The following is a 20,608-nucleotide window of genomic DNA, read 5'->3' on the forward strand; positions in this document are numbered from 1 at the left end:
ACATCTCCTTATATATCAATCAAATATTGTTAATTAATTAATAACGGTTGAGTTTTCTATTTCTGTACAAGAATTCTTTAAGAAGAGAACATTAAGCCGTTCACTTGTAGTAACCTGCATTTGTGATATCTGAAGGTATACTTGCCCTTGAGCATCATGGGCTGTGGCGTTGGCATACACATTCGCTTCACTTTTTGAGTAAATTTCTACAGAAATATAAAATTCTTGGTCGAAGGGAATTGGTCGGAACTGTTCTAGATTTTTAACCTGCAAGGGCAAGCTGCCTAACTTATAAAAATGTCTCACCCAAACTAATAAGCACTGAAACAAAATATCAGCTGTGTAAGGATTGAATGTTTGTAAGAGAAATTGTCCTTGTTTCTCTGCTTCAAGTTTGTTTAAGTAACATTGAGCAGTCATTTTTTCAGGAGTGATGTTGATAATTCTCTTTAATCCCTGAAAAATTGGTCTATGAAATAATGTTCCATTTTCATAAGGCAATAGATTTAATGTGGCTGGGTCTTGGCTCAAGGTAAATGTTTTATAAGTATCCGCTAAGGGAATTACCCGCACAATTTTTATCTGAGTACTGTAATGATAGTGAGGGATGCCTTTAGTGCTTTCACTCCATAGTATTGCCTCAAAAGTGATTTCCCCAGAGTCGGATTTATTGATTTCCTTTAAATCCAAAAAATATTTTTTTGCGAGAGTGTCGTCGAAAATAATTCCCTTGAGAACTTTATAATTACTACAACTTAAAAAGTGATAGCCGGGGTAGAGTTGCTCACAAATATTAGCTATCCAAGCTATACTACACATAGCTGGTAAAACAGGATTACCACCAATTACGTGATCGTAAACAAATGGGTTACCTGCTAATGTTAATTGGCGGCGAAGACGAAAAGAACGTAATTCTGGATTTAGCTGCTTTGGTTGCGCCACAATAGGACTGCTCATTACTAATATTTGTGCAGCTTTATTGTGAGAATATGTTAATTCATCAACTAACATTTGAGCGCCTACTTCCAGAGGAATGAGATCCATATTCAGGTCGTCAAAGAATTTCTTTAATTGGGGGGTAACCATACCACCATCCCAAGGCCCCCAACCAATAGAAACTACACGACAAGAAGGATATTTACGCTGAAGTAAACAGGCTGTTTTATTGAGGATTTCGTTGGCTAGTGCATAATCTGACTGACCAGGATTGCCATAAAAAGCCACAAAAGAAGAAAATAGAACAATGAAATCTAACTCAGCTATTTCTACAGAACTTAGTAAGCTTTCTAAACCTTCAGCTTTGGCACTATAAACGGTTTCAAAATCCTGCTCTGTTTTGTTTTCAATTAATTTATCAGCTAAGTTGCCAGCGCCATGAATAATTCCGGTAATTTTCCCTAATCGCTGAACAATTGGTGCTAACTCTGCCTGTAAAGCAGAAGAGTTAGTGATGTCTATACTAAGATATTCTGCCTGTCCTCCTGCTTGTTGAATTGTAGAGATGGTTGTAGTAATTTCTCGTTGAGCTAATAGAGAGTTGAATACTTTTTGAATTTTTGCTGGTGTTGGTTTATCACCTTGGGCAATTAAATTTTGCATAATTCGCTTTTTCAATTCAGCTTGCTCGTAGCAGTCTTGAGACCATTCCGGTTCGGTTTTAGCAAGTTGAGAGCGACCAAGTAAGATAAATTTACACTGATATTGCTGAGCTAATTTGATGGTACATTGTGCTGTAACCCCTCTTCCACCACCGCTAACAAGAATAACGGATGATGAATTAATCTTAGTATTGCTGTTCATGTTGCTTATTTTTTGTGTTCCAACACAGGGATTGAGATGAGCTTGAAAAACCGGGTTTCTATGGTTAAATATTTGTTCTGTGCCATGTATAACCTTGAAGAAACCCGGTTGTTGATTAACCCTGTGGATTACTAGGCGATCGCTGCTGTTTCACACGCTAGAGTTACTCTTCCCTGGAAGTTATATGCAACTTCCGAAACTAGGGAATTAGGGTCGTACATTTCAGTTAAGATGGAGTCTGCCGCAGCTTCTACATTTAATTCAGGACTTAAATCGATCGCTCGGCAAAACACCCCATCCCACTCTAGATTCAGAGTTTTTGTTAGACCGAACAAACCACCACTAATAGCACTAAAGTCAGCCTTTTCTCCTAGTCCAAACTCACCATCAAGACGAGCAACAGTCAAAAAACAACTACGTCCTGTGCGTGCGGCTTGATTGAGCGATCGCTTTAAGTGTTTTGCTAAAAGAAATACACTCTTGAGGATGGATTTTTCTGATTTGGAATCACAAACTCTATAATCAGGATGTAGATGAATAAAAGCCCCAATCGTACCGTAAGTTTTCGAGATACTTGTCAGTTGCTGTTCCAACTGCTCTTCACTTAAATCTGCAAGTATAACGCGATGAACTCCTTGGGGTAGAGATGGGCGCTCGATCATAATAGACTTAGGATAACTGAGAACAACTACCTGCCAACCTCGCTCACTCAACAGCTTAGCTAATCTATTAGTAATGAGGGAACCGTCATCGGTAATTAGGCAGGTAAGAGACTCAGGTAAAGGAAACTCCCAAAAATCAGGTGTAGGTAAAGGCATAAGTTTGACCAGACAGCGCCGAATGTGATGATCTATTACAGATTGCTGGTTATCAGACTGCGCTGAGGCATTTTTTTTTAGCCTCTCCTATTTTTGTTGCCAAGTACTCACTAATCTTGCCAATTGTGCGCTGTTCTCCCAGTTCCTCTGGACTCAACTTGGGCAAGTTGGGGAATAAATCTTGCATTGCACCGATGATTTCAGCCCGTTTGATAGAGTCAATACCCAAATCTGCCTCCAAGTGCATATCTGGCTCTAACATCTCTGCTGGATAGCCTGTCTTATCACTAATCACACTCAACAGGGACTCACTGATAGAACTGTCATAGGTAGATGCTTCTACAGATGGAGTTTCTTGCGTGGTGGGCAGTACAGTCGGCAGGGTGTTGGTTATTTGTGGCTCGCTCACGGGTGCGGCAGGAGCCTGTTCTACTACAGGTGTCTGAGTCACAACTGGAGCAGGCTGTGGCTGGGCAATTGGTACGGTAAATGCCAAGGTATTGGCAACAGTCTGTTGCTTAGGTTCTACTACAGGTATCTGAGTCGCAACTGGAGTAGTTGGTAGTTCAGCAACTGGGGTTGTGGCAGCAGTTGCAACTAAGTTAGCTAGAATCTCGTTAGTTAGTGTATTTTCTGAAGCCAATTCCACTAACTGCTGCTTGGTTTGAGGGCTTCCTAACAACAACCGATATTGTTGCTGCATCAGTTGGAAAAAGGATTGCGAAGATTCTGCCTGACTCTTGAGATATTGCTCGTGTACCCGCAGAATTTCTGACTGATGGTTGCAAAACTGTGTCAGGAGTTTCTCTAAATAGTTACCTACAGCAGGAAAAGCGTTATATGGGGGTTGGGAAATAGGTTGCATCATCTCTTTGGTGTCAATGTAAGGAACAATAATGGATGAATCTGGTGTAAAAGCGTTCTCAGTTAGCGGATTTTCAGATGTCACAGATATAAATTGAGTTGGAATCTCATCTGTGTTTACAGTTATCGTTTCCGGTAAAGTGACATCTAGGGTGACATTTGTCAGTTCTGGTAAATTGGCATCTATGGTGACATTTGTATGTTCCGGTTGAGTAACATTTATGGTGACATTTGTCGCCTCCGGTAAAGTGACAGTTATATCTGCGGGTGAAATCAGTTGAGCAGAAGTGGCAGTTTCAGGTTGATTTACAACCTTAGACTCTATTTGGTGACCATCCTGCAATGCTTTTTCAAAAGCTGCTTTTGTTTTCTCGCTGACATAGTTACTGCCTTTGAGGGTGATATTCACCTTGTTTTTAGCAACTTCGGTTGTTTGCACTTCCACCTGATAGGGATCAAGGTTTTGTAAAGCTAAACCAGCTACACGTAGTTGCATAACTGCCTGCCGCATCTGGAAGTCGCTATCCTTTTCCCGGCTGGGATTTAAGGCTATAGCTAGATGAGGGCGATCGCCAAGGGTAGCTTTAACAAAGTTAGTCAGGATTTGTCTGGGGCCAATTTCTACAAAGCAATAACCACCAGCAGCATAGATATTCTCTATTTCTTGCTCAAAGAGTACTGATTTCAGAAGATGCCCTTCTAAGGTTTGTTGAATGGCTTCCGGCTCAGTTGAGTAAGGTGTGGCGGTTGTGTTGGAATATACAGGTATTTTGGGAGTATGGAAAGCGATCGCCTTCACAGCTTCCGCAAAGGGTTGGCTAGCATGACTGACGAACTTACTGTGGAATGCTGCGGATACGGGGAGCGGGGTAACTGAATAACCGCGCTTGCTCAGTATTTGTTCTACGGCAGCAATTTCTGGCTTTGCCCCTGATAGCACAACCTGACTGGGTGAATTCAAGTTGGCAATATTGATATGAGATAGACCCTTAATAATTTCTGGGATTTGTCGAATCTCCCCATTCACAGCCAGCATACTTCCGGCATCACAATCAGCACCATTTTTAGGGGTACTCATTGCTTGTCCTCTAGCTTTCACTAGGTAGAAGTAATCTGCGTCATTCAACACGCCAGCAGCCCAGAGAGCCGTTAATTCTCCAAAACTATGCCCTGCGGCAAAATCTGCTTTGAAGCCTGCTTGTTGCAGAATTTTGTACAAACCTGCACTAAAAGCGCCGATAGCTGGTTGAGCATTTTCAGTCCGCTGTAAAGCTGCAATCTGGCTAGCCTTTTGCTCACTATCAAATGTCGGGTTGGGGAAAACAACTTGAGAAAGTGGTTGTAGACCATCTTGAATGAACAGGTCATCCAGAGAATTGTAGGCTTGACGCAGGGGCGGGAAGTTTATGGCTAGCTTAGTACCCATATTCAAATATTGCGAACCCTGGCCTGGAAACAAAGCCACCACTTTACCTTCGAGAGATATACCTAATTTGCGGTAGTAGACTCCACGAGGGTGTTCCCAAGTTGCTGCTTGCGGTTGTTTTTGCAGTTGCTTAATCGCAATTTGGAGTAATTCACCAGCCTCAGTTTGAGATACAGCAACAAAACCGACTCTGGCAGCGTTAAGAGGAATATCCGAAGCTTTACTGGAGTTAATTAGTTCTCTATAGTATTGGTGACCAGTTGCAGATTCTAACTGTGATTTGGCATCCTCACACTTAACTAACAATTGCTCTGGAGTATCTGCCCAAAGTAGGACTGATTGCGGAGTGTTGTGCAAACGATAAGCAGAGCTTTGTTCTTTGTTATATTCTTCTAAGACTACATGATAATTTGTGCCACCAAATCCAAATGAACTCACGCCAGCGCGTCTTGGTGTGTCTGCGTCGGGTTGCAGCCAGGGTCTGACATCTGTGTTCAGGTAAAAAGGAGAATTTTCAATCCCAAACTTGGGGTTCGGATTAGTAACGTTAATAGTTGGTGGTAGTACTTTGTGATGTAGAGCTAGCGCTGTTTTAATTAAACTCGCCGCCCCCGCAGCTGCCTTGGTATGTCCAATCTGAGATTTGACACTTCCTAAAGCAACGTGCTGTTTTTGGGGGTTGTTCTCGCTGAAAACTTCTTTTAAGGCAGTGAACTCACACAAATCACCTACAGGGGTTCCTGTACCGTGCGCTTCAATCAGTCCAATACTTGCGGGAGAAAAACCTGCATCTTCATAAGCGCGGTGTAATGTCCTGGTTTGTCCTTCTGGGCGCGGTGCGTAGATGCTTTTATATTTACCATCACTACCTGTACCCATACCTCGGATGACTGCATAAATGCGATCGCCATCACGTTCTGCATCCTCAAGGCGCTTCAGTACCAACATCCCGATGCCTTCACCAACCATCATCCCATCAGACTCAGCATCAAAAGGATTCAAATAATCTTTTTTAGATGAGGCGGGTGTTTTGCTAAAACACATATAGTTGAAGATTGAGTTATCAGTCTCTACCCCGCCTGTAATCATCATGTCGGTGCGACGTTCAATCAACTCGCTAATCGACATCTTCAAAGCGGTGAGGGAACTGGCACAAGCTGCATCAACAACGCAGTTCATTCCTCCCAAATCCAGACGGTTGGCAATCCGTCCCGAAACTACGTTGGCAAGCCAACCAGGGAAGGAATTCTCTTCCCAACCCACATAAGCCAGCTTCATCTTCTCGATGACTTTCTGGGTATCTTCTCCGGACATCCCACTACTTTTAAGAACTTTTTCCCAAACGGGATATTGCAAGCGGGTAGTCAATGGGACGATTAATTGCATACATCCGCCGATGACACCCAAGACTACACCGGTGCGATCGCGAATCTTTTGGTAAACATCGGGGTTCAAGTTTCTCGATTCCCCGTACCCTGCATCTTCCATTGCGGCTTTTGCCACAACCAGCGAGAGTAATTGAGCAATATCAGTCACTTCCAAAATATTAGGAGGCAGCCCAAACTCTAGGGGATTAAAATCGATGTCTGGGATGAATCCCCCGCGTTTACAATAGGTTTTATCAGGAGCTGTTGGATCTGGGTCGTAGTAGTCATCTATATTCCAGCGGGACGCGGGAATATCAGAGATACAATCAACTTTGCCAACAATATTATTCCAATATTCCTGTAAGTTTTTAGCTTTAGGAAATAATGCAGACATCCCGATAATGGCAATTGGAACTCGTTGCAATTGACTATGCAATTGCTCTTGACTTGAATCATCCATATTAGTTATTTCTTTTTCTAGAAAAGTATTTTGAGGCACTTTGATAAACTCAATTTGACATTTCAATTTGATTTAATAGCAACCATTAGGCAGGAATTTAGCAAACTTATGCAAAAAGAAAATGCTTGTGGCTGCATATCAATTGAGACTTTATCATTAGTTACTTATGCTATAAACAACAAAGTGTCAAGATATTTGTTGAACTTTTATATTGTGCAAATGAATTCCTTTTAGCAGGCTATTTGGTAGTTATTTATTATTCAGAGCCTAGTTCCGGTTTTATGCAACTTTAAAAACAAAATCTTCTGGCTTAGCACGACTTAGCCCAGGGAATGAGTTTGGCAATGTAATAGTTGCGTTAGTATTATATTTGCTCTGTGTCTTTCTTTATTTTGAAAAGTTCTGATGGCTGCGGCTCGCCTTGGTGTCGCAAACAAGACTTGCTACCGCAAAGCTTTCGGCTTCGCAGTCCCCTATTCAGACTCACTCACCGCAAAGTGTCTACGCCGGAAGTCGGCGCTCAATGCCAGTGATGCTAACGCTTCTCTAGACCGGAGGCGAACGCTAACGCCCAAGTAGGGAAACCCGCCCAAGCGACTGGCTCAACTTTTCACTGTGCCTTGGTGGTTTAAAAGTAAATCTGATTAACCACTAAGCTACGAACGCACTAAGTAAAATTACGAGGAGACAGGATATAGGGGCTGAAAAGCATAAAAATAGCCTAAGTTAGACTTTATCCCATCTAACTTAGGCTGCGTTGTCATAGATTCTCTTTGCTGCATCTATATATCAGATGCTATTTTGATGATTAACAGTGCTAATTGTGCTACTTAACTTAAGCCGAATATGTTAAGGGGAAGGACTTGGCATCTTTCGGCTTCACATACACTCGCTGTTGTGGTTCTAACTCCAACTCATTAAAGCGATCGCGTGTTAAATGCGCCGTCACAACAGGCCCGTCATCTAAGGTTAATTCTACCTGAATTTCCCAACCTAAATGTATCAACCGACTAACTGTCGCGGTTGCACTAGCCCCTTCGGGGTGTTTTTCAATCAACACGTCTTGCGGACGCAAAAAGACTTGTGGATGTGGTGCATCAAAGTCATTGCTCTGAAAAATCTTGCAGGTGTTGGGTAAGACGTTTACTGGGCCGATGAAGCTCATCACAAATGCTGTGGCTGGATTATCGTAAATTTCTGCTGGTGACCCTACCTGTTCTACGCACCCTTTATTCATGACCACCACTTCATCGGAAACTTCCATTGCTTCTTCTTGGTCGTGGGTAACGAAAACAGTGGTCACATTAACTTCATCATGGAGGTGGCGTAACCATGCTCGCAAGTCTTTGCGGACTTTGGCATCAAGTGCGCCAAATGGTTCGTCCAGCAATAATACTTCGGGTTCTACTGCTAACGCCCTTGCTAAGGCTACCCGCTGTCTTTGACCACCAGACAGTTGTGATGGATAGCGATCGCCTAGCCCACTCAATTGCACTAATTCCAGTAGCTGTTCTACCCGCCCCTTAATCTTCTTTGCTGCTGCTTTACGTATTTCTAAGCCAAAGGCGATATTTTGCCGCACAGTCAGATGCTTGAAAAGTGCGTAATGTTGAAATACAAAACCGATATTGCGCTCTTGCACGCTTTGATATGTAGAGTCTTTCCCAGCAAGCAAAATTTTGCCGCTATCTGGCATCTCCAAACCCGCAATTAACCGCAACAGGGTAGATTTACCAGACCCAGAGGGCCCAAGCAAAGCAACCAGCGAACCATTCTTGATTTGTAGATCGACCTGATCAACTGCTTTGAAACTTCCAAATTGCTTGGATACGTTTTCAACTAATATGCCCACTACCGCTGTCCCTCTATAAAAAATCTACGCCTAATTGCTAGGATTGCCGTGTTATACATATATCATAAATAACTATTGACAGGTAAACAAAATTTGGGCTAACTACTAGCGGACGGGAGTGGAAAGTAGAGAAAAGTCTTACTAGTCAATAAGCAAGTGTTAATACGCTGACGTTAAGACTTCTTGATAATAAAATACTTTTGTTGACATTATGCGGCTGCCCTCGATATCATCCCATTGCCACAAAGAATCGTATTAGATGTGCAAGAAAATTTCCAGGGTTGCTAAATACGCCTTTATTCTTTCTTGTTAAACTCTTATTCTCTGCGCTTCTGCGTGAGACAAATTCATATTTTCACTTGACAAAACCTTAATTTACTTAGAATTTCTTAGTTATGCACAACATTCTACAAGTTGTAAGCTAACTAGATAACTATTAGTACTATTACATTAAGCGTAAATAACAAGATTCTCGATCCAAGAGTCTCAAATTTTGTTTGTAATTTGATGGTAATTGACTGATTAAAGTTGAGTAAATGAACAAGCGATCGCTTTTTCATTTAAGTTAATTTGTATTGAACTACAGCTTTCACATCTATCTGGAGAGTGAGGTTGCTTGTATAGGTAGAAAATTTTATTTGTGTATTAAAATTACCTAAAATTACATTTTTCCTGAATTGATTGCAAGAGATTAATTAGTAAAGAGAGTAAATTAGCACTCGCTACAATTAATAATGATCTTCAACGTACGTAAATCAAACTTATGTCATCTACTACAACATATATTTACGACAGTAACGGCAATCTCACCAGTGAGAAAATTGATAACAATAGTGATGGACTAGCAGAATCAGTAATTACTTATAATCTCATTTCCTCTAGCTCTGACCATGATGGCAATGATCAGCTTGAAAATGTTACGACCTACGTTTACAATGCCGACGGCAAGCTAATATCTTCTAGCTCTGACGGAAATGGCGACGGCACGGTTGACTCTATAGAACTCAATACCTATGATACCAACGGCAACTTGATATTAGTTACCCGAGACTCAAATAACGATGGTGTATTTGAGTTTGTTTCCACTTCTACCTATGATCTTAAGGGCAACTTAATATCAGAAACTACTGATCCAACTTATAGTGGTAAGCAAGTCACTACTTATACCTATGATCCAAAAGATAACCTCACATCTGTAAGTTCCGACTCTGATAGTGAAGATACGTACGAACAAGCAATTAGCTATACTTATGATGCTAATAGTAGACTGATAGATAACCCTAGCCCTGGCGCTTCTTCTACCGCTGCATACGATGCTAACGGTAGTCTAACATCTAGCTCCTTTATTGATGGTGAAGGTAGTACAGACTCCACTTATACTTACGATAACAATGGTAGACTAGCAACCCAAAGAACCGAACAACTTTACAGATATGGCTTTGATGTAAATACATCTACCTATAGTTATGATACCGAAGGTAATCTGACAGCCGTCAACTCTGTAGGTGATATTAATGGTGATATTAATGGCAGCTTCACAAATAACACCAAATCTATTTATAGCTACGATGCTGACGGTAACTTGATATCCCAAAGCGATAAATCAGTTGCACGCGGCTCTATAAATTATATTTATAAATCTGTTACAACCTATACCTATGATTCTGAAGGCAACCGCACATCTAAAACCTCTAGCTCTGATTATGATGACGGTATCAGTGAATATGCCACTGCCACTATCACTACCTATGATGCTAACGGTAACCAGACATCTTTTAGCTATGACTCTAATGGCGACGGCATAGTTGATTCTTTCTCTACTTCTACCTACAATGCCGACGGCAATGTGATATCTGGAAGTACTGACTCTAATAATAATGACGGCAAAGTTGACTCTACCGTATCTTTGACCTACGACGCCAACAGTAACCTTATATCATACAGCACTGACTCTAATAATGATAGTAAAGTTGACTCTGTAACTATCTATAGTTACGATGCCAACGGCAATCGTACATCTGAAAGCCAGGACTCCAATGCCGACGGGACAGTTGACTATGTGTATAACACCATCTATGATCGCACAGTCACAACTCAAGACACCGACGGTGATGGCACGGCTGATGCAGTTACTACTTATAAATACAATGCTAAAGGTCAGCTGATATCTGAGCAGACTGACAACAATAAAGATGGCATCATTGACGCATTCACTGCATACAGATATGATGCTGGCGGCAAACTAACGACTAAAAGATTTGACGCAGGTAACGACGGCACTATTGATACAGTTACTACTTATGGTTACGATGCCAACGGCAAGCTAATATCTGAACAGTTCGACAGCAAAATTGATGGACTCAGTGATACGTTGACTACCTATGCCTACAATGCCTTGGGTAATTTGGCAACTAAGACTGTTGATGCTGGGATTGTTGATGGTCAACTTGTTTCAGTCACTACCTACAACTACGATACTACTGGCAAACTGATATCTGAGAAGATTGACGAAAATAATGATGGTGTCACTGATACGCTTGTCAGCTACATCTATGGTGACAAAGGTAGACTCGTAGCCAAGACCATTGATGATAATGCAGTAGAGGGTTTGACCCTGAATGGTAGCAGTGGTAATGATGAGTTGATTGGTGATGCTGGCAATGACCAAATCTCTGGTGGTGACGGAAATGATGAACTGTTGGGATTAGCTGGTAACGACAAAATTTTTGGTGGCAATGGGAATGATGATTTAGTCGGATTTGATGGCTATGACCAACTTGTTGGTGGCAATGGTAATGATCAACTTTCAGGATTTGATGGCAATGACCAACTTAAGGGAGGCAATGGCAGTGATACTCTCATCGGCGGGGAAGGTGGAGATATTCTGACTGGTGGAAATCGTAGTGATAGGTTTGTGTTTGAGAATTTAACAGATTCCTTATTGTCTAATTTTGATGCAATTACAGACTTGAAGATTGGTATAGACATTATTGATGCACCAAATGCTGTAAATGCTTTAAATGTTGAGCAATTTGGCACTATTAGAACTCTAAATGAGTCCAAAATCCAAACCTTGCTAGACACAACTAGTTTTGTTGCTAATCAAGCAGCGACGTTTACTCTCGGTGTAGCTACACATCCTGATCTTGGACTACGAACTTTCTTAGCTGTTAATGATTCTACCAACGGATTTGACGCCAAAACTGACAGCATCATTGAGATCACTGGTTACAGCGGTAATTTAGGTGCATTGTCGATTGTTTAAGCAAAGTCTAAAGTCACTCAATTTTATGAGAGATTTTGCCCAATCCCCAGTCCCGAATTGTATCGAAACATTAAGGAATATTGCATTTAACCCAAAACCTGGAGGTAGAGCGAGAAATCAGCCAAAAGACCGTGATACGATGCTCTCGGTAAATGTGAAGATTGGGAGAAAGACCTTTGACACTACGGGTTGCTGTTATTGGGTCAGGCCCTGCTGGTTCATCTGCCGCTGAAACACTGGCAAAAGCTGGGATTGAAACCTACCTGTTTGAGCGGAAGCTAGACAATGCTAAGCCCTGTGGGGGTGCTATTCCCCTGTGTATGGTGGGTGAGTTTGACCTACCACCAGAGATTATCGATCGCCGCGTGCGGAAGATGAAAATGATTTCGCCTTCCAATCGTGAGGTTGATATCAATCTGTTAAATGAAGACGAATATATTGGAATGTGTCGCCGTGAGGTGCTGGATGGTTTCTTGAGAAATCGTGCAGCAAAACTAGGTGCAAATTTAATTAATGCCACTGTTCATAAACTCGATATACCCACAAACAATAGCGACCCTTATACCATCCATTACGTTGACCACACTGAAGGTGGCGCACAGGGGATTGCCAAAACCCTGAAAGTGGATCTAATTATTGGGGCAGATGGGGCAAATTCCCGCGTTGCTAAAGAAATGGATGCAGGGGATTATAATTATGCGATCGCTTTTCAAGAGCGGATTCGCTTACCCGAAGACAAGATGGCATACTATAACGACCTCGCCGAGATGTACGTCGGCGATGACGTTTCTACTGACTTCTACGCTTGGGTTTTCCCCAAATATGACCACGTAGCTGTGGGTACTGGCACGATGCACGTCAATAAAGCCAGCATCAAACAGTTACAAGCCGGAATTCGCGCCCGTGCTTCCGAGAAGTTGGCAGGCGGTAAAATCATCAAAGTAGAAGCGCACCCTATTCCTGAACATCCCCGTCCTCGTCGCGTTGTTGGTCGCATCGCTTTGGTGGGAGATGCTGCTGGTTATGTTACCAAATCCTCTGGTGAAGGCATTTACTTTGCCGCTAAGTCTGGGCGGATGTGTGCCGAAACAATTGTGGAGGCGTCTAACAGTGGAAACCGTATTCCTACAGAAGATGACCTCAAAATTTATCTGAAGCGTTGGGATAAAAAATACGGACTCACTTACAAGGTGCTGGACATCCTGCAAAGCGTATTCTATCGTTCTGACGCCACCCGCGAGGCGTTTGTAGAAATGTGCGGCGACCTTGATGTACAAAAGCTGACATTCGATAGCTATCTATATAAGACGGTTGTCCCAGCTAATCCTATTACTCAACTAAAAATTACTGCCAAAACTATTGGTAGCTTAATTCGAGGTAATGCACTTGCTCCTTAACTGAGTACTGAGTGCTAAAAGTGGGGACATAGAAAATTAGGAGTAGAGAATCCAGAAGTTTGAATTCTCTACTCCTTTGCTATTTTCAACAAACTAGGACTTCCAGCAGAATTCATAGAGAATTGTGAAGTAGCTTCCGCTGATGGTGAGTGTTTCTAGTGCTTAAAACATCCCAATAAACAATTTTTTAAAAAGATTGAAGTCAGGTAGTTTATGCAGATTTTATATTTTATTTACCTGGCTTATGTATGAGTTAAATAGTATATGATAGATAAGCGTTGTTTCTATCATCGCCCTTAGCATCAATAAAAACCCCTGGTAGCTACCCAGGGGTTATGCAAGTCAGTACTTTTCGCATGGAATGTATCCCACTCAAATACAGTAGCAAGCCTCTAATCTGTAGGTATGCCATTTTGCCGAATAAAAAAAGACCTCAACAGTGAACCAAGGGTTGATTGTTTCTAAAATAGCGATAATCTACAAAGCTATTATTCCCAAGGAAGCAAGTGAATACTCCTAGCCTACCAAAAGATACCTATAGATAAAAAAGATGAAATTATTAGTTGGACAATGCCCAAGCCAGAAACCTTTCAGTATGATATAAGGCTAATTGATTGCTGACACCGTTGAAAATAGCATCAAAAGCGTGTTCTGCCCAAGGAATTTCTAGGAAAACAGCAGTATTTTCAGAGTCATGTAAACGTTGATACATTTGTCTGCCATATCGGGCTTCTACCAAATGATCACGACTGCCGTAAACTAATAAAGTTGGTGGTAAAGAGTGGGTGACATAATTTATCGGTGAAGCGATTTGATACTCATGAGGGAATTCTTCTACAGAACCACCTATAAACCTTTTTAAAACAGCGCGAGTGTTAATCGGATCAGGATATGGCGGTGATTTGTATCCTTGAGTTAAATCAACAGGCCCATAATAGCTTACTACAGCACGGATAGGAGGTGCATCTGATTGATAAGCCGCTAACATTGCCAAGTGCGCTCCCGCAGAGCGTCCTAATAAAATCATACGTTGTGGATCAGCTTCATATTCACTTGCGTGTTGGCGAATAAAATTGAGGGCTGTATTCACGTCATCTAACTGAGCTGGAAATCGATATTGAGGTGCGTGTCGATAATCAATGGCAAATACTGTATACCCATGACTTGCCATATACTGATTAAACTCACGATTGGCGTGAGGAGTACCATATTGCCAAGCTCCACCATAAATCACCACCAACGCTGGATATTTACCTACTTTTGGCGGTTGATAAACTTCTATTTTTAAAGGTACTCCCGCAGGCATAGCAAACAAAATACCTGATTGATGACGCGTTTTACCTGATGAAATGCCCTGCAAAGTATTAGCTAAAACAAAAGGACTGGGTTGCATTTTGGCGCTTGCTAGTACTGGAATTTTATCTAAATAATCTTGACCTAACCCCCGTTTCATCGCTTCCGACATCTGTATTTGAGTCGATGGTATATTCACTAGCACTAACGCACAAATTAACAATCCGATTAAGCTGACAATACAGGTTAGGCGCTGTAGTTGACGCTGACGTATGCAGAAAAAACAAAGCAACAAAGAAAATAGATTTAATCCAAATAACCAGGGACTGACTTCTGGCGCTCCCACTGCTAAATTGAGTAAAAACATATTGGGAGCAGGAATAATAATCCAAGAACTGATAAATAAGCTAGTAAAACTTAGTAATAATGCAGCCCATGACAAAACTATTTTCTTTCTATCACACATATATCAGAATTCAGGTGGTCGCCGAGCGCAATCGAGGTGCTGAGCGTAGCCGAAGTGAGTCAGGAGTAGAAACGTAATTAATTGCCTCCATAGAGGAGTTAGGAAGCAAATTAGCTCTATATCTTGCTATTGAGTTAAAAATGTGTACCTCGTTAAGTTGCAAACTGCTGTATTACTAAATATTTAATAATCCGTGACTTGGTTTCTGTTGGATTTAATCTGTCCATGTTTAGTTTTGTGGTCAAGGCGCTTTTTCTGAGAGTTACGAGTTGGTTTAGTCGGTTTGCGCTTTTGGGGCAGTATTACTGCACTTTTGATGAGTTCTTGGAGCCGTTTTAACGCTTCCTCTCGGTTCTTCTCCTGGCTTCGGTGTTCCTGGGCTTTGATTACAACGACTCCTTCCTGATTAATGCGTCGGTCATTTAGCTTCAAAAGCTGCTCTTTATAGAAAGTGGGTAATGATGAAGTCTCGATTTTAAAGCGTAAGTGGATAGCTGTAGAAACCTTGTTAACGTTTTGACCTCCCGCTCCTTGAGAGCGAATCGCACTTATTTCTATGTCTGTATCGGGGATGATAATTTTGTTAGAAATTTGCAGCATAACTTAAATATATAGCTTCCAAAGTGCCTTTGTGTAGCATTTTCAAGAAGGAACAAAAACAATAGCAGGCATAAAACTCAGATACTATTCTAGATTGATCATAAAAAATTTCACTCATTTGGGAATTAGATAGGGGTTAATAAAAGCTATACACTATGTAAATAATAAAGCTGCGATCGCTAATTTATAGAGTTAACTTATAGGAAAATAATCAACTAGTCGGTAGGCTCTTATATAATACCTCATTCAGCATTGAGCCAAGGCTAAGTAAGCCGCAAGTATAGGTGGAAACTTTAGCTAAGTCTAATGCTTCTGGTATATCAAAACTAAAAGCGATCACAGATTTTTAAATCATGCGATCGCTTTTTTTTCTACTGGGTAAATTATAATTGTGACCCACCTAAAATACACATATTAAGCACTTGTCAATCTTAAGTTCACTGACTCAACAAAATCGCTGCTGAACTAAGTGTAAAGCCAATTTGAGGCTAAAGATATACTGAAATTATCTAGAATATGGACTCTGGACTGAGTAACGAATTAAGGCTATCTGAGTACTTGAGCAACATAGTGAAAAGTACATAGTTTATAACCATAAGAGTAGGTATTACTATGTGATGTGTCCTAACCAAAGTAATTTTCATAATCGTTGTGATTGAGTTGATTTCTATTACAGAAAAGTGAAGTGAGAGCATTGAAAATAGTTCTCGGCTTCGTCAATATCAAGAAAAGCGAAGACAAAGGTTTTTAATTGATATGAACGAGTATTCTAATGAAACAATTCAATTGTCTAGATGTATGCTCTTGTTTGAAACTGCAACTTAAAAATTAGTAGCAGCGTCAACAATTTGCTTGGTACTACACTCACTTCTAGTAAACAATTACAATTTATACTTACCAAAATCGCAATGAAATCGGTTTAAATACTGATTATGCTAAGTAAATATTTAGGTTATAGCTAAATTTACGGGGTACTCTTCAGACTATTGATAGACCCTATATACCCTTAAAGAGAGACAGAATACTTACGAAAACAAAGTAATATCTGCTCTAATCCTAATAATTGCTGTGTTTCTTTGATTTCATGTGGTGGATAAAAAATTGCTATTAAGGCAAATGTTACCCCGTTCACGGGGTTTTTTATTAAGGAGCGTTTTCCAAGAGCGTTAAGTAGTAAGACGTGCTGTATAACTGTAAATTACTTAAGTTTGCAAAGCTTTGAACCACCTATTCAAAACTGTGCTAATAGTTTGTTTAATTTGATGGTTACGGTTCCACTTCTGGAATGCCATTTCGTACTCTTCACCTTTTGTTTGAAAGGTATTCCAGAAGTCAAGCCCTGCTGGTAATCCGCAAAATAGCAAAATATACAGCGACCAAGAAACACCGCCACCACCGACTAAATCGACGAGCATCAAAAAACCATTAACAATTGCATAATTACTTAGACGTTTCTTAAATTTTCTGAGGCGGTGGGCATCAAAAGCTTTCCGGCTTTGCATCTGGCTGTGTTGTGCTTGCCAGTCACGTTCTGCTAAATTCAGAGACTCTGGAGAAATTTCTAACTCAGCAGCGATTTCTAACAGTTGCTGATAAGAAAATTCTGTGTCTTTGTCGTCAGCTTGACGGGCGATCGCAAATTGCAAAATTTGCTGTACATCTTCTTGGCTATAAGAACGGATGCTGTTAGGTTCAAACGCCGTCATAATTTTTTCTCTTATTATTACTTTGATTAGATATTTGCCACCACCAGCAGCATTATTTCCATTATTCCTAGATTAGCAAATCTAGATAAGACTGGGGATTGGGGATTGGGGATTAGTTCTCTCCCTGTCTCCTAATGTGATTTTGGTTGTCGAAAGGCGTAAATATCTTGAATGACTTCTACCCAACCGTTAGCAACAGATTCGAGGATGCGATCGCCTTTTTCTTTAGTTGCGGTTGTCGCGTCGCCAATCACGCCACTTTTACTAATATCCCGCGTTACCCAAGCCACGGGTAACTTACCCTCCCAACTTAGCAAACTACTTTCTTCCTGTTCTGGTGGATATTCAGCAACAGCTTTTTCCAGCTTTACTTGTTCTGGCAAAATTGTGAGCATAATGCTAGTTTCTGCATCTCCAGCGTGCATTCCTAACTGTGCCTCTTTTGGAGTCAATAATTCTTTAGTAATATTAGGCACACGCCAAGTAAACAGCGGAAACACCAAAAAATCATTATACTTAACGTGCAAATCCCGCGCGGCTAGCTGCATTACTTGGGGTTGTCCACCGTGGGAGTTCATTAACACCAATTTTCTAAATCCAGCACGATAGATGCTTTCTCCCACCTCCATAATGATTGCCGTGAGAGTTGCCGTACTCAGGGTAATTGTACCGGGAAAATCCCAATGTTCATTAGATTTACCATAATAAAGAGTTGGTAAGGCATAGGCGGGAATCCTCGTGTCCAGCTTTTCTAGAGCTTTTCCTAGTACCCCAACACCAATAGCAGCATCCACAATCAACGGCAGATGTGGGCCATGTTGCTCAATTGCCCCTACTGGTTGGATGATTACCACATTTTCCTTATCTGGCATAGCTTGGATATCAGTCCAAGCGAGGTAGGGAAAAAAGCGTTCTGGGGGAATAAAGCTGTGCATATTTCTGAAATCGCGCCATTTTTATTTTAATTGGCATTGGGGAGTCAGTTCTGTGCGGAGGGAACCCCCACAGAAATGGCGTCATTGGGCATCGGAGATCGGGGATAATTTATTTCATATTCTTCAGTCCCTAATCCCTATTTTTTAATGATGTGAAGACTATCAAAACATTCAAACTTTACTTGATATAGCAGAGCATAATAGCCAAAGAATCACGAGGACTTAAGCTAATGGTTGAAGAAAATGGATCGATTCGCACCCTATCGATTGACATTGGCGGTAGTGGGGTGAAAGCTATGGTTTTGGATATCACGGGAAATCCTTTGACAGAAAGGGCGCGTTTGGATACTCCTCAACCTGCTACACCAGAGGTTGTGATTAATGCAATTGTCGTTTTAGCAGCAGCTCAAGGTGAATTTCATCGCGTTTCGGTAGGTTTTCCTGGTGTGGTACGGTCTGGAGTTACAGAAACAGCGGTAAACTTACATCAAGATTGGATCGGGTTTGATTTGGAAACAGTATTGTCAAAACGCTTAGACAAACCTGTACGGGTGATTAATGATGCAGATATGCAAGGGCTAGGAGCGATCGCAGGTAAAGGTGTGGAATTAGTTATTACTTTAGGTACAGGGTTTGGTTCGGCTTTGTTTGTGGATGGTAAACTCGTGCCGAACATGGAAATGGGACATCATCCCTTTCGCAAAGGAGAGACTTTCGAGGAACAACTAGGGCGTGCAGAGTTAGAAAAAATTGGTGAGAAAAGATGGAACAGGCGTTTAGAAAAAGCGATCGCATCTTTGCAACGTCTGTTCAATTATGATTACCTTTACATAGGCGGTGGTGAAGCCGTCAGAGTGAATCTCCAGCTACCGTTAAATGTAAAACTCATCCCTAATATCACTGGTTTATTAGGCGGTATTGCTTTGTGGCGAAATTAGAAAAAAGGAAAGGAGTTACGAATTAGTAGTTAAAAATTAATAGTTATTATTGTCCCCCTGCTCTCTGCTCCTCGGTCACTGAGCGTAGCGGAAGTGCTGCCCCTATGCCCATCTCTACCCTGCGCGTAAGCCTTCTGAGGGATGTACTTATCCTTAATAAAACTTAAACATGGAATAAGGACAGGGTAGAGATGTTTAACCATGCAATTGAAGCCAATTAATCAGCAGGTAGTAGTCATCGTTGGGGCTTCCAGCGGTATCGGGCGGGAGACGGCAGAGAAGTTTGCCCGACGCGGTGCAAAGGTAGTAGTTGCAGCACGCAGCGAACCAGGGCTGAAGTCGTTAGTAGAAGAAATCCGCAGCTTTGGCGGTGAAGCGATCGCAGTTGTGGCGGATGTGAGTGATTTTCAGCAGGTAAAGGCGATCGCAGATAAAGCCGTAGCAGAATATGGACGGTTAGATACTTGGGTTCATGCTGCTGCTACAGGTGTAATTGCACCTTTTGAGAAAATTACACCAGAAGAGTTTCAGCGTGTAATTAATGTCACGTTAATGGGACAAGTACACGGTGCAATGGCAGCGCTCCCTTATCTTAAACAAGAGGGACGTGGGGCATTAATTCATATTTCCTCAATGGAAGGTAGGCGCAGTTTGCCGCTGCAAAGTCCTTATTCTTCTGCAAAACATGGCTTAGAAGGTTTCTTGGATGCGTTGCGTGTGGAGTTGCAATACCAAAAATGGCCTATCAGCGTCACCTCAATATTGCCTGCAACAATCAACACTCCTTTTTACAATAAAGTTGGCACTAAGCTAGGGGTAAAACCGACCGGAATACCACCGTATTATCAACCCAGCATAGTTGCTGATGCCATTCTCTATGCTGCTGAACACCCCACGCGCGATTATGTCGTCGGGGATGCAGGCAAAGTGTTAGATTTGCTGCAACGCATTTCGCCTCCCCTAGCGGATGCACTGTTACAAGCGATCGCTATTCCAGGACAGTATACCAGTGAGCCAAAATCAGAGGACGGGCCAAATAATGTTTTTGGTACAGCAATTCCCGAATATGACCGTGTTGAAGGAGATTTTAAACACTTAACAATACCCAGTTTCTTAGAGTGGTTGGATAGGAATCCGCCGCTGAAGTGGGGGACGTTAGGGTTAGCAGCGTTGGGTTTTGCGGCGATTCTTGGGGGGTGGCGTCCGGGGAATGATGTTTGATTAGCAAACCGCGAAAAATGGTAGCACAACTGTGCTACCATACGATATTTTGTATTTTACTTAATTAAAAATTAGTGTAAAACCAATTCACGAAAATCTTGATAAGTATAGATTTCTCGTAGGGACACGGCGTTGCCATGTTCCTACGTACTTTTTTGTATCATTTTTAAAGTTAAATAATATAAGTAGGTGGGCATTGC

General features: G+C 41.5%; 13 protein-coding genes. 5 read left to right on the forward strand and 8 right to left on the reverse strand.

All coding sequences use genetic code 11. From position 1 onward, the window contains the following. Positions 1-33: 33 nt before the first annotated feature. The 3 genes from WKK05_RS10330 to WKK05_RS10340 form a co-directional block, all read right to left on the reverse strand. Entirely contained in the window at positions 34-1,800 is a 1,767-nt protein-coding gene (locus tag WKK05_RS10330; RefSeq protein ID WP_341529639.1) for an SDR family NAD(P)-dependent oxidoreductase, read from the reverse strand. Positions 1,801-1,931: 131 nt separating this feature from the next. Beyond that, positions 1,932-2,618, reverse strand: a complete 687-nt coding sequence (locus tag WKK05_RS10335; RefSeq protein WP_341529640.1) for a hypothetical protein — start codon at positions 2,616-2,618, stop codon at positions 1,932-1,934. Between the two features lie 52 nt (positions 2,619-2,670). Next, the gene (locus WKK05_RS10340; protein WP_341529641.1) at positions 2,671-6,774 is read right to left on the reverse strand and encodes a beta-ketoacyl synthase N-terminal-like domain-containing protein; all 4,104 of its coding nucleotides are present in this window, start codon (positions 6,772-6,774) and stop codon (positions 2,671-2,673) included. A gap of 366 nt (positions 6,775-7,140) precedes the next feature. On the opposite strand from WKK05_RS10340, the gene WKK05_RS10345 reads away from it, so the two are divergent. Further along, a complete protein-coding gene (locus tag WKK05_RS10345; protein ID WP_341529642.1) occupies positions 7,141-7,314 on the forward strand; it encodes a hypothetical protein in 174 nt (57 codons plus the stop codon). A 256-nt stretch (positions 7,315-7,570) separates the two neighbouring features. Here the strand turns inward: WKK05_RS10345 and WKK05_RS10350 are convergent, their stop codons facing one another. Next, a complete protein-coding gene (locus WKK05_RS10350) occupies positions 7,571-8,587 on the reverse strand; it encodes a sulfate/molybdate ABC transporter ATP-binding protein (protein ID WP_341529643.1) in 1,017 nt (338 codons plus the stop codon). A 763-nt stretch (positions 8,588-9,350) separates the two neighbouring features. On the opposite strand from WKK05_RS10350, the gene WKK05_RS10355 reads away from it, so the two are divergent. Both WKK05_RS10355 and chlP read left to right on the forward strand, forming a co-directional pair. Continuing rightward, on the forward strand, positions 9,351-11,852 hold the full coding sequence (locus tag WKK05_RS10355) for a bluetail domain-containing putative surface protein (protein WP_341529644.1): 2,502 nt from the start codon (positions 9,351-9,353) through the stop codon (positions 11,850-11,852). Positions 11,853-12,028: 176 nt separating this feature from the next. Beyond that, positions 12,029-13,249, forward strand: a complete 1,221-nt coding sequence (chlP, locus tag WKK05_RS10360) for a geranylgeranyl reductase (protein ID WP_341529645.1) — start codon at positions 12,029-12,031, stop codon at positions 13,247-13,249. Between the two features lie 559 nt (positions 13,250-13,808). Here the strand turns inward: chlP and WKK05_RS10365 are convergent. The 4 genes from WKK05_RS10365 to WKK05_RS10380 form a co-directional block, all read right to left on the reverse strand. After that, a complete protein-coding gene (locus WKK05_RS10365) occupies positions 13,809-15,008 on the reverse strand; it encodes an alpha/beta hydrolase (RefSeq protein WP_341529646.1) in 1,200 nt (399 codons plus the stop codon). A 183-nt stretch (positions 15,009-15,191) separates the two neighbouring features. Further along, on the reverse strand, positions 15,192-15,608 hold the full coding sequence (arfB, locus tag WKK05_RS10370) for an alternative ribosome rescue aminoacyl-tRNA hydrolase ArfB (RefSeq protein ID WP_341529647.1): 417 nt from the start codon (positions 15,606-15,608) through the stop codon (positions 15,192-15,194). 1,202 nt (positions 15,609-16,810) lie between these two features. After that, positions 16,811-17,314 carry a 2TM domain-containing protein gene (locus tag WKK05_RS10375; RefSeq protein WP_341529648.1) on the reverse strand — a complete coding sequence of 168 codons (504 nt, stop codon included), beginning with the start codon at positions 17,312-17,314 and terminating at the stop codon, positions 16,811-16,813. 131 nt (positions 17,315-17,445) lie between these two features. Continuing rightward, complete coding sequence (locus tag WKK05_RS10380; RefSeq protein WP_341529649.1) at positions 17,446-18,249, reverse strand: creatininase family protein; 804 nt, start codon at positions 18,247-18,249, stop codon at positions 17,446-17,448. A 230-nt stretch (positions 18,250-18,479) separates the two neighbouring features. Between WKK05_RS10380 and WKK05_RS10385 the strand changes: the two genes are divergently transcribed. After that, the gene (locus tag WKK05_RS10385) at positions 18,480-19,187 is read left to right on the forward strand and encodes an ROK family protein (RefSeq protein WP_341529650.1); all 708 of its coding nucleotides are present in this window, start codon (positions 18,480-18,482) and stop codon (positions 19,185-19,187) included. 201 nt (positions 19,188-19,388) lie between these two features. Beyond that, positions 19,389-20,408, forward strand: a complete 1,020-nt coding sequence (locus WKK05_RS10390; RefSeq protein ID WP_341529651.1) for an SDR family oxidoreductase — start codon at positions 19,389-19,391, stop codon at positions 20,406-20,408. The last annotated feature ends 200 nt before the right edge of the window (positions 20,409-20,608 follow it).

This window comes from Nostoc sp. UHCC 0302, assembly GCF_038096175.1.
Classification (GTDB): Bacteria; Cyanobacteriota; Cyanobacteriia; order Cyanobacteriales; family Nostocaceae; genus UHCC-0302.

Excerpts from the sequence above, each read along its gene's own strand:
- WKK05_RS10330 (WP_341529639.1), bottom strand. The coding sequence starts at position 1,800 with ATGAACAGCAATACTAAGATTAATTCATCATCCGTTATTCTTGTTAGC.
- WKK05_RS10335 (WP_341529640.1), bottom strand. The coding sequence starts at position 2,618 with ATGCCTTTACCTACACCTGATTTTTGGGAGTTTCCTTTACCTGAGTCT.
- WKK05_RS10345 (WP_341529642.1), top strand. The coding sequence starts at position 7,141 with ATGGCTGCGGCTCGCCTTGGTGTCGCAAACAAGACTTGCTACCGCAAA.
- WKK05_RS10355 (WP_341529644.1), top strand. The coding sequence starts at position 9,351 with ATGTCATCTACTACAACATATATTTACGACAGTAACGGCAATCTCACC.
- WKK05_RS10365 (WP_341529646.1), bottom strand. The coding sequence starts at position 15,008 with ATGTGTGATAGAAAGAAAATAGTTTTGTCATGGGCTGCATTATTACTA.
- arfB (WP_341529647.1), bottom strand. The coding sequence starts at position 15,608 with ATGCTGCAAATTTCTAACAAAATTATCATCCCCGATACAGACATAGAA.
- WKK05_RS10375 (WP_341529648.1), bottom strand. The coding sequence starts at position 17,314 with ATGACGGCGTTTGAACCTAACAGCATCCGTTCTTATAGCCAAGAAGAT.
- WKK05_RS10380 (WP_341529649.1), bottom strand. The coding sequence starts at position 18,249 with ATGCACAGCTTTATTCCCCCAGAACGCTTTTTTCCCTACCTCGCTTGG.
- WKK05_RS10385 (WP_341529650.1), top strand. The coding sequence starts at position 18,480 with ATGGTTGAAGAAAATGGATCGATTCGCACCCTATCGATTGACATTGGC.
- WKK05_RS10390 (WP_341529651.1), top strand. The coding sequence starts at position 19,389 with ATGCAATTGAAGCCAATTAATCAGCAGGTAGTAGTCATCGTTGGGGCT.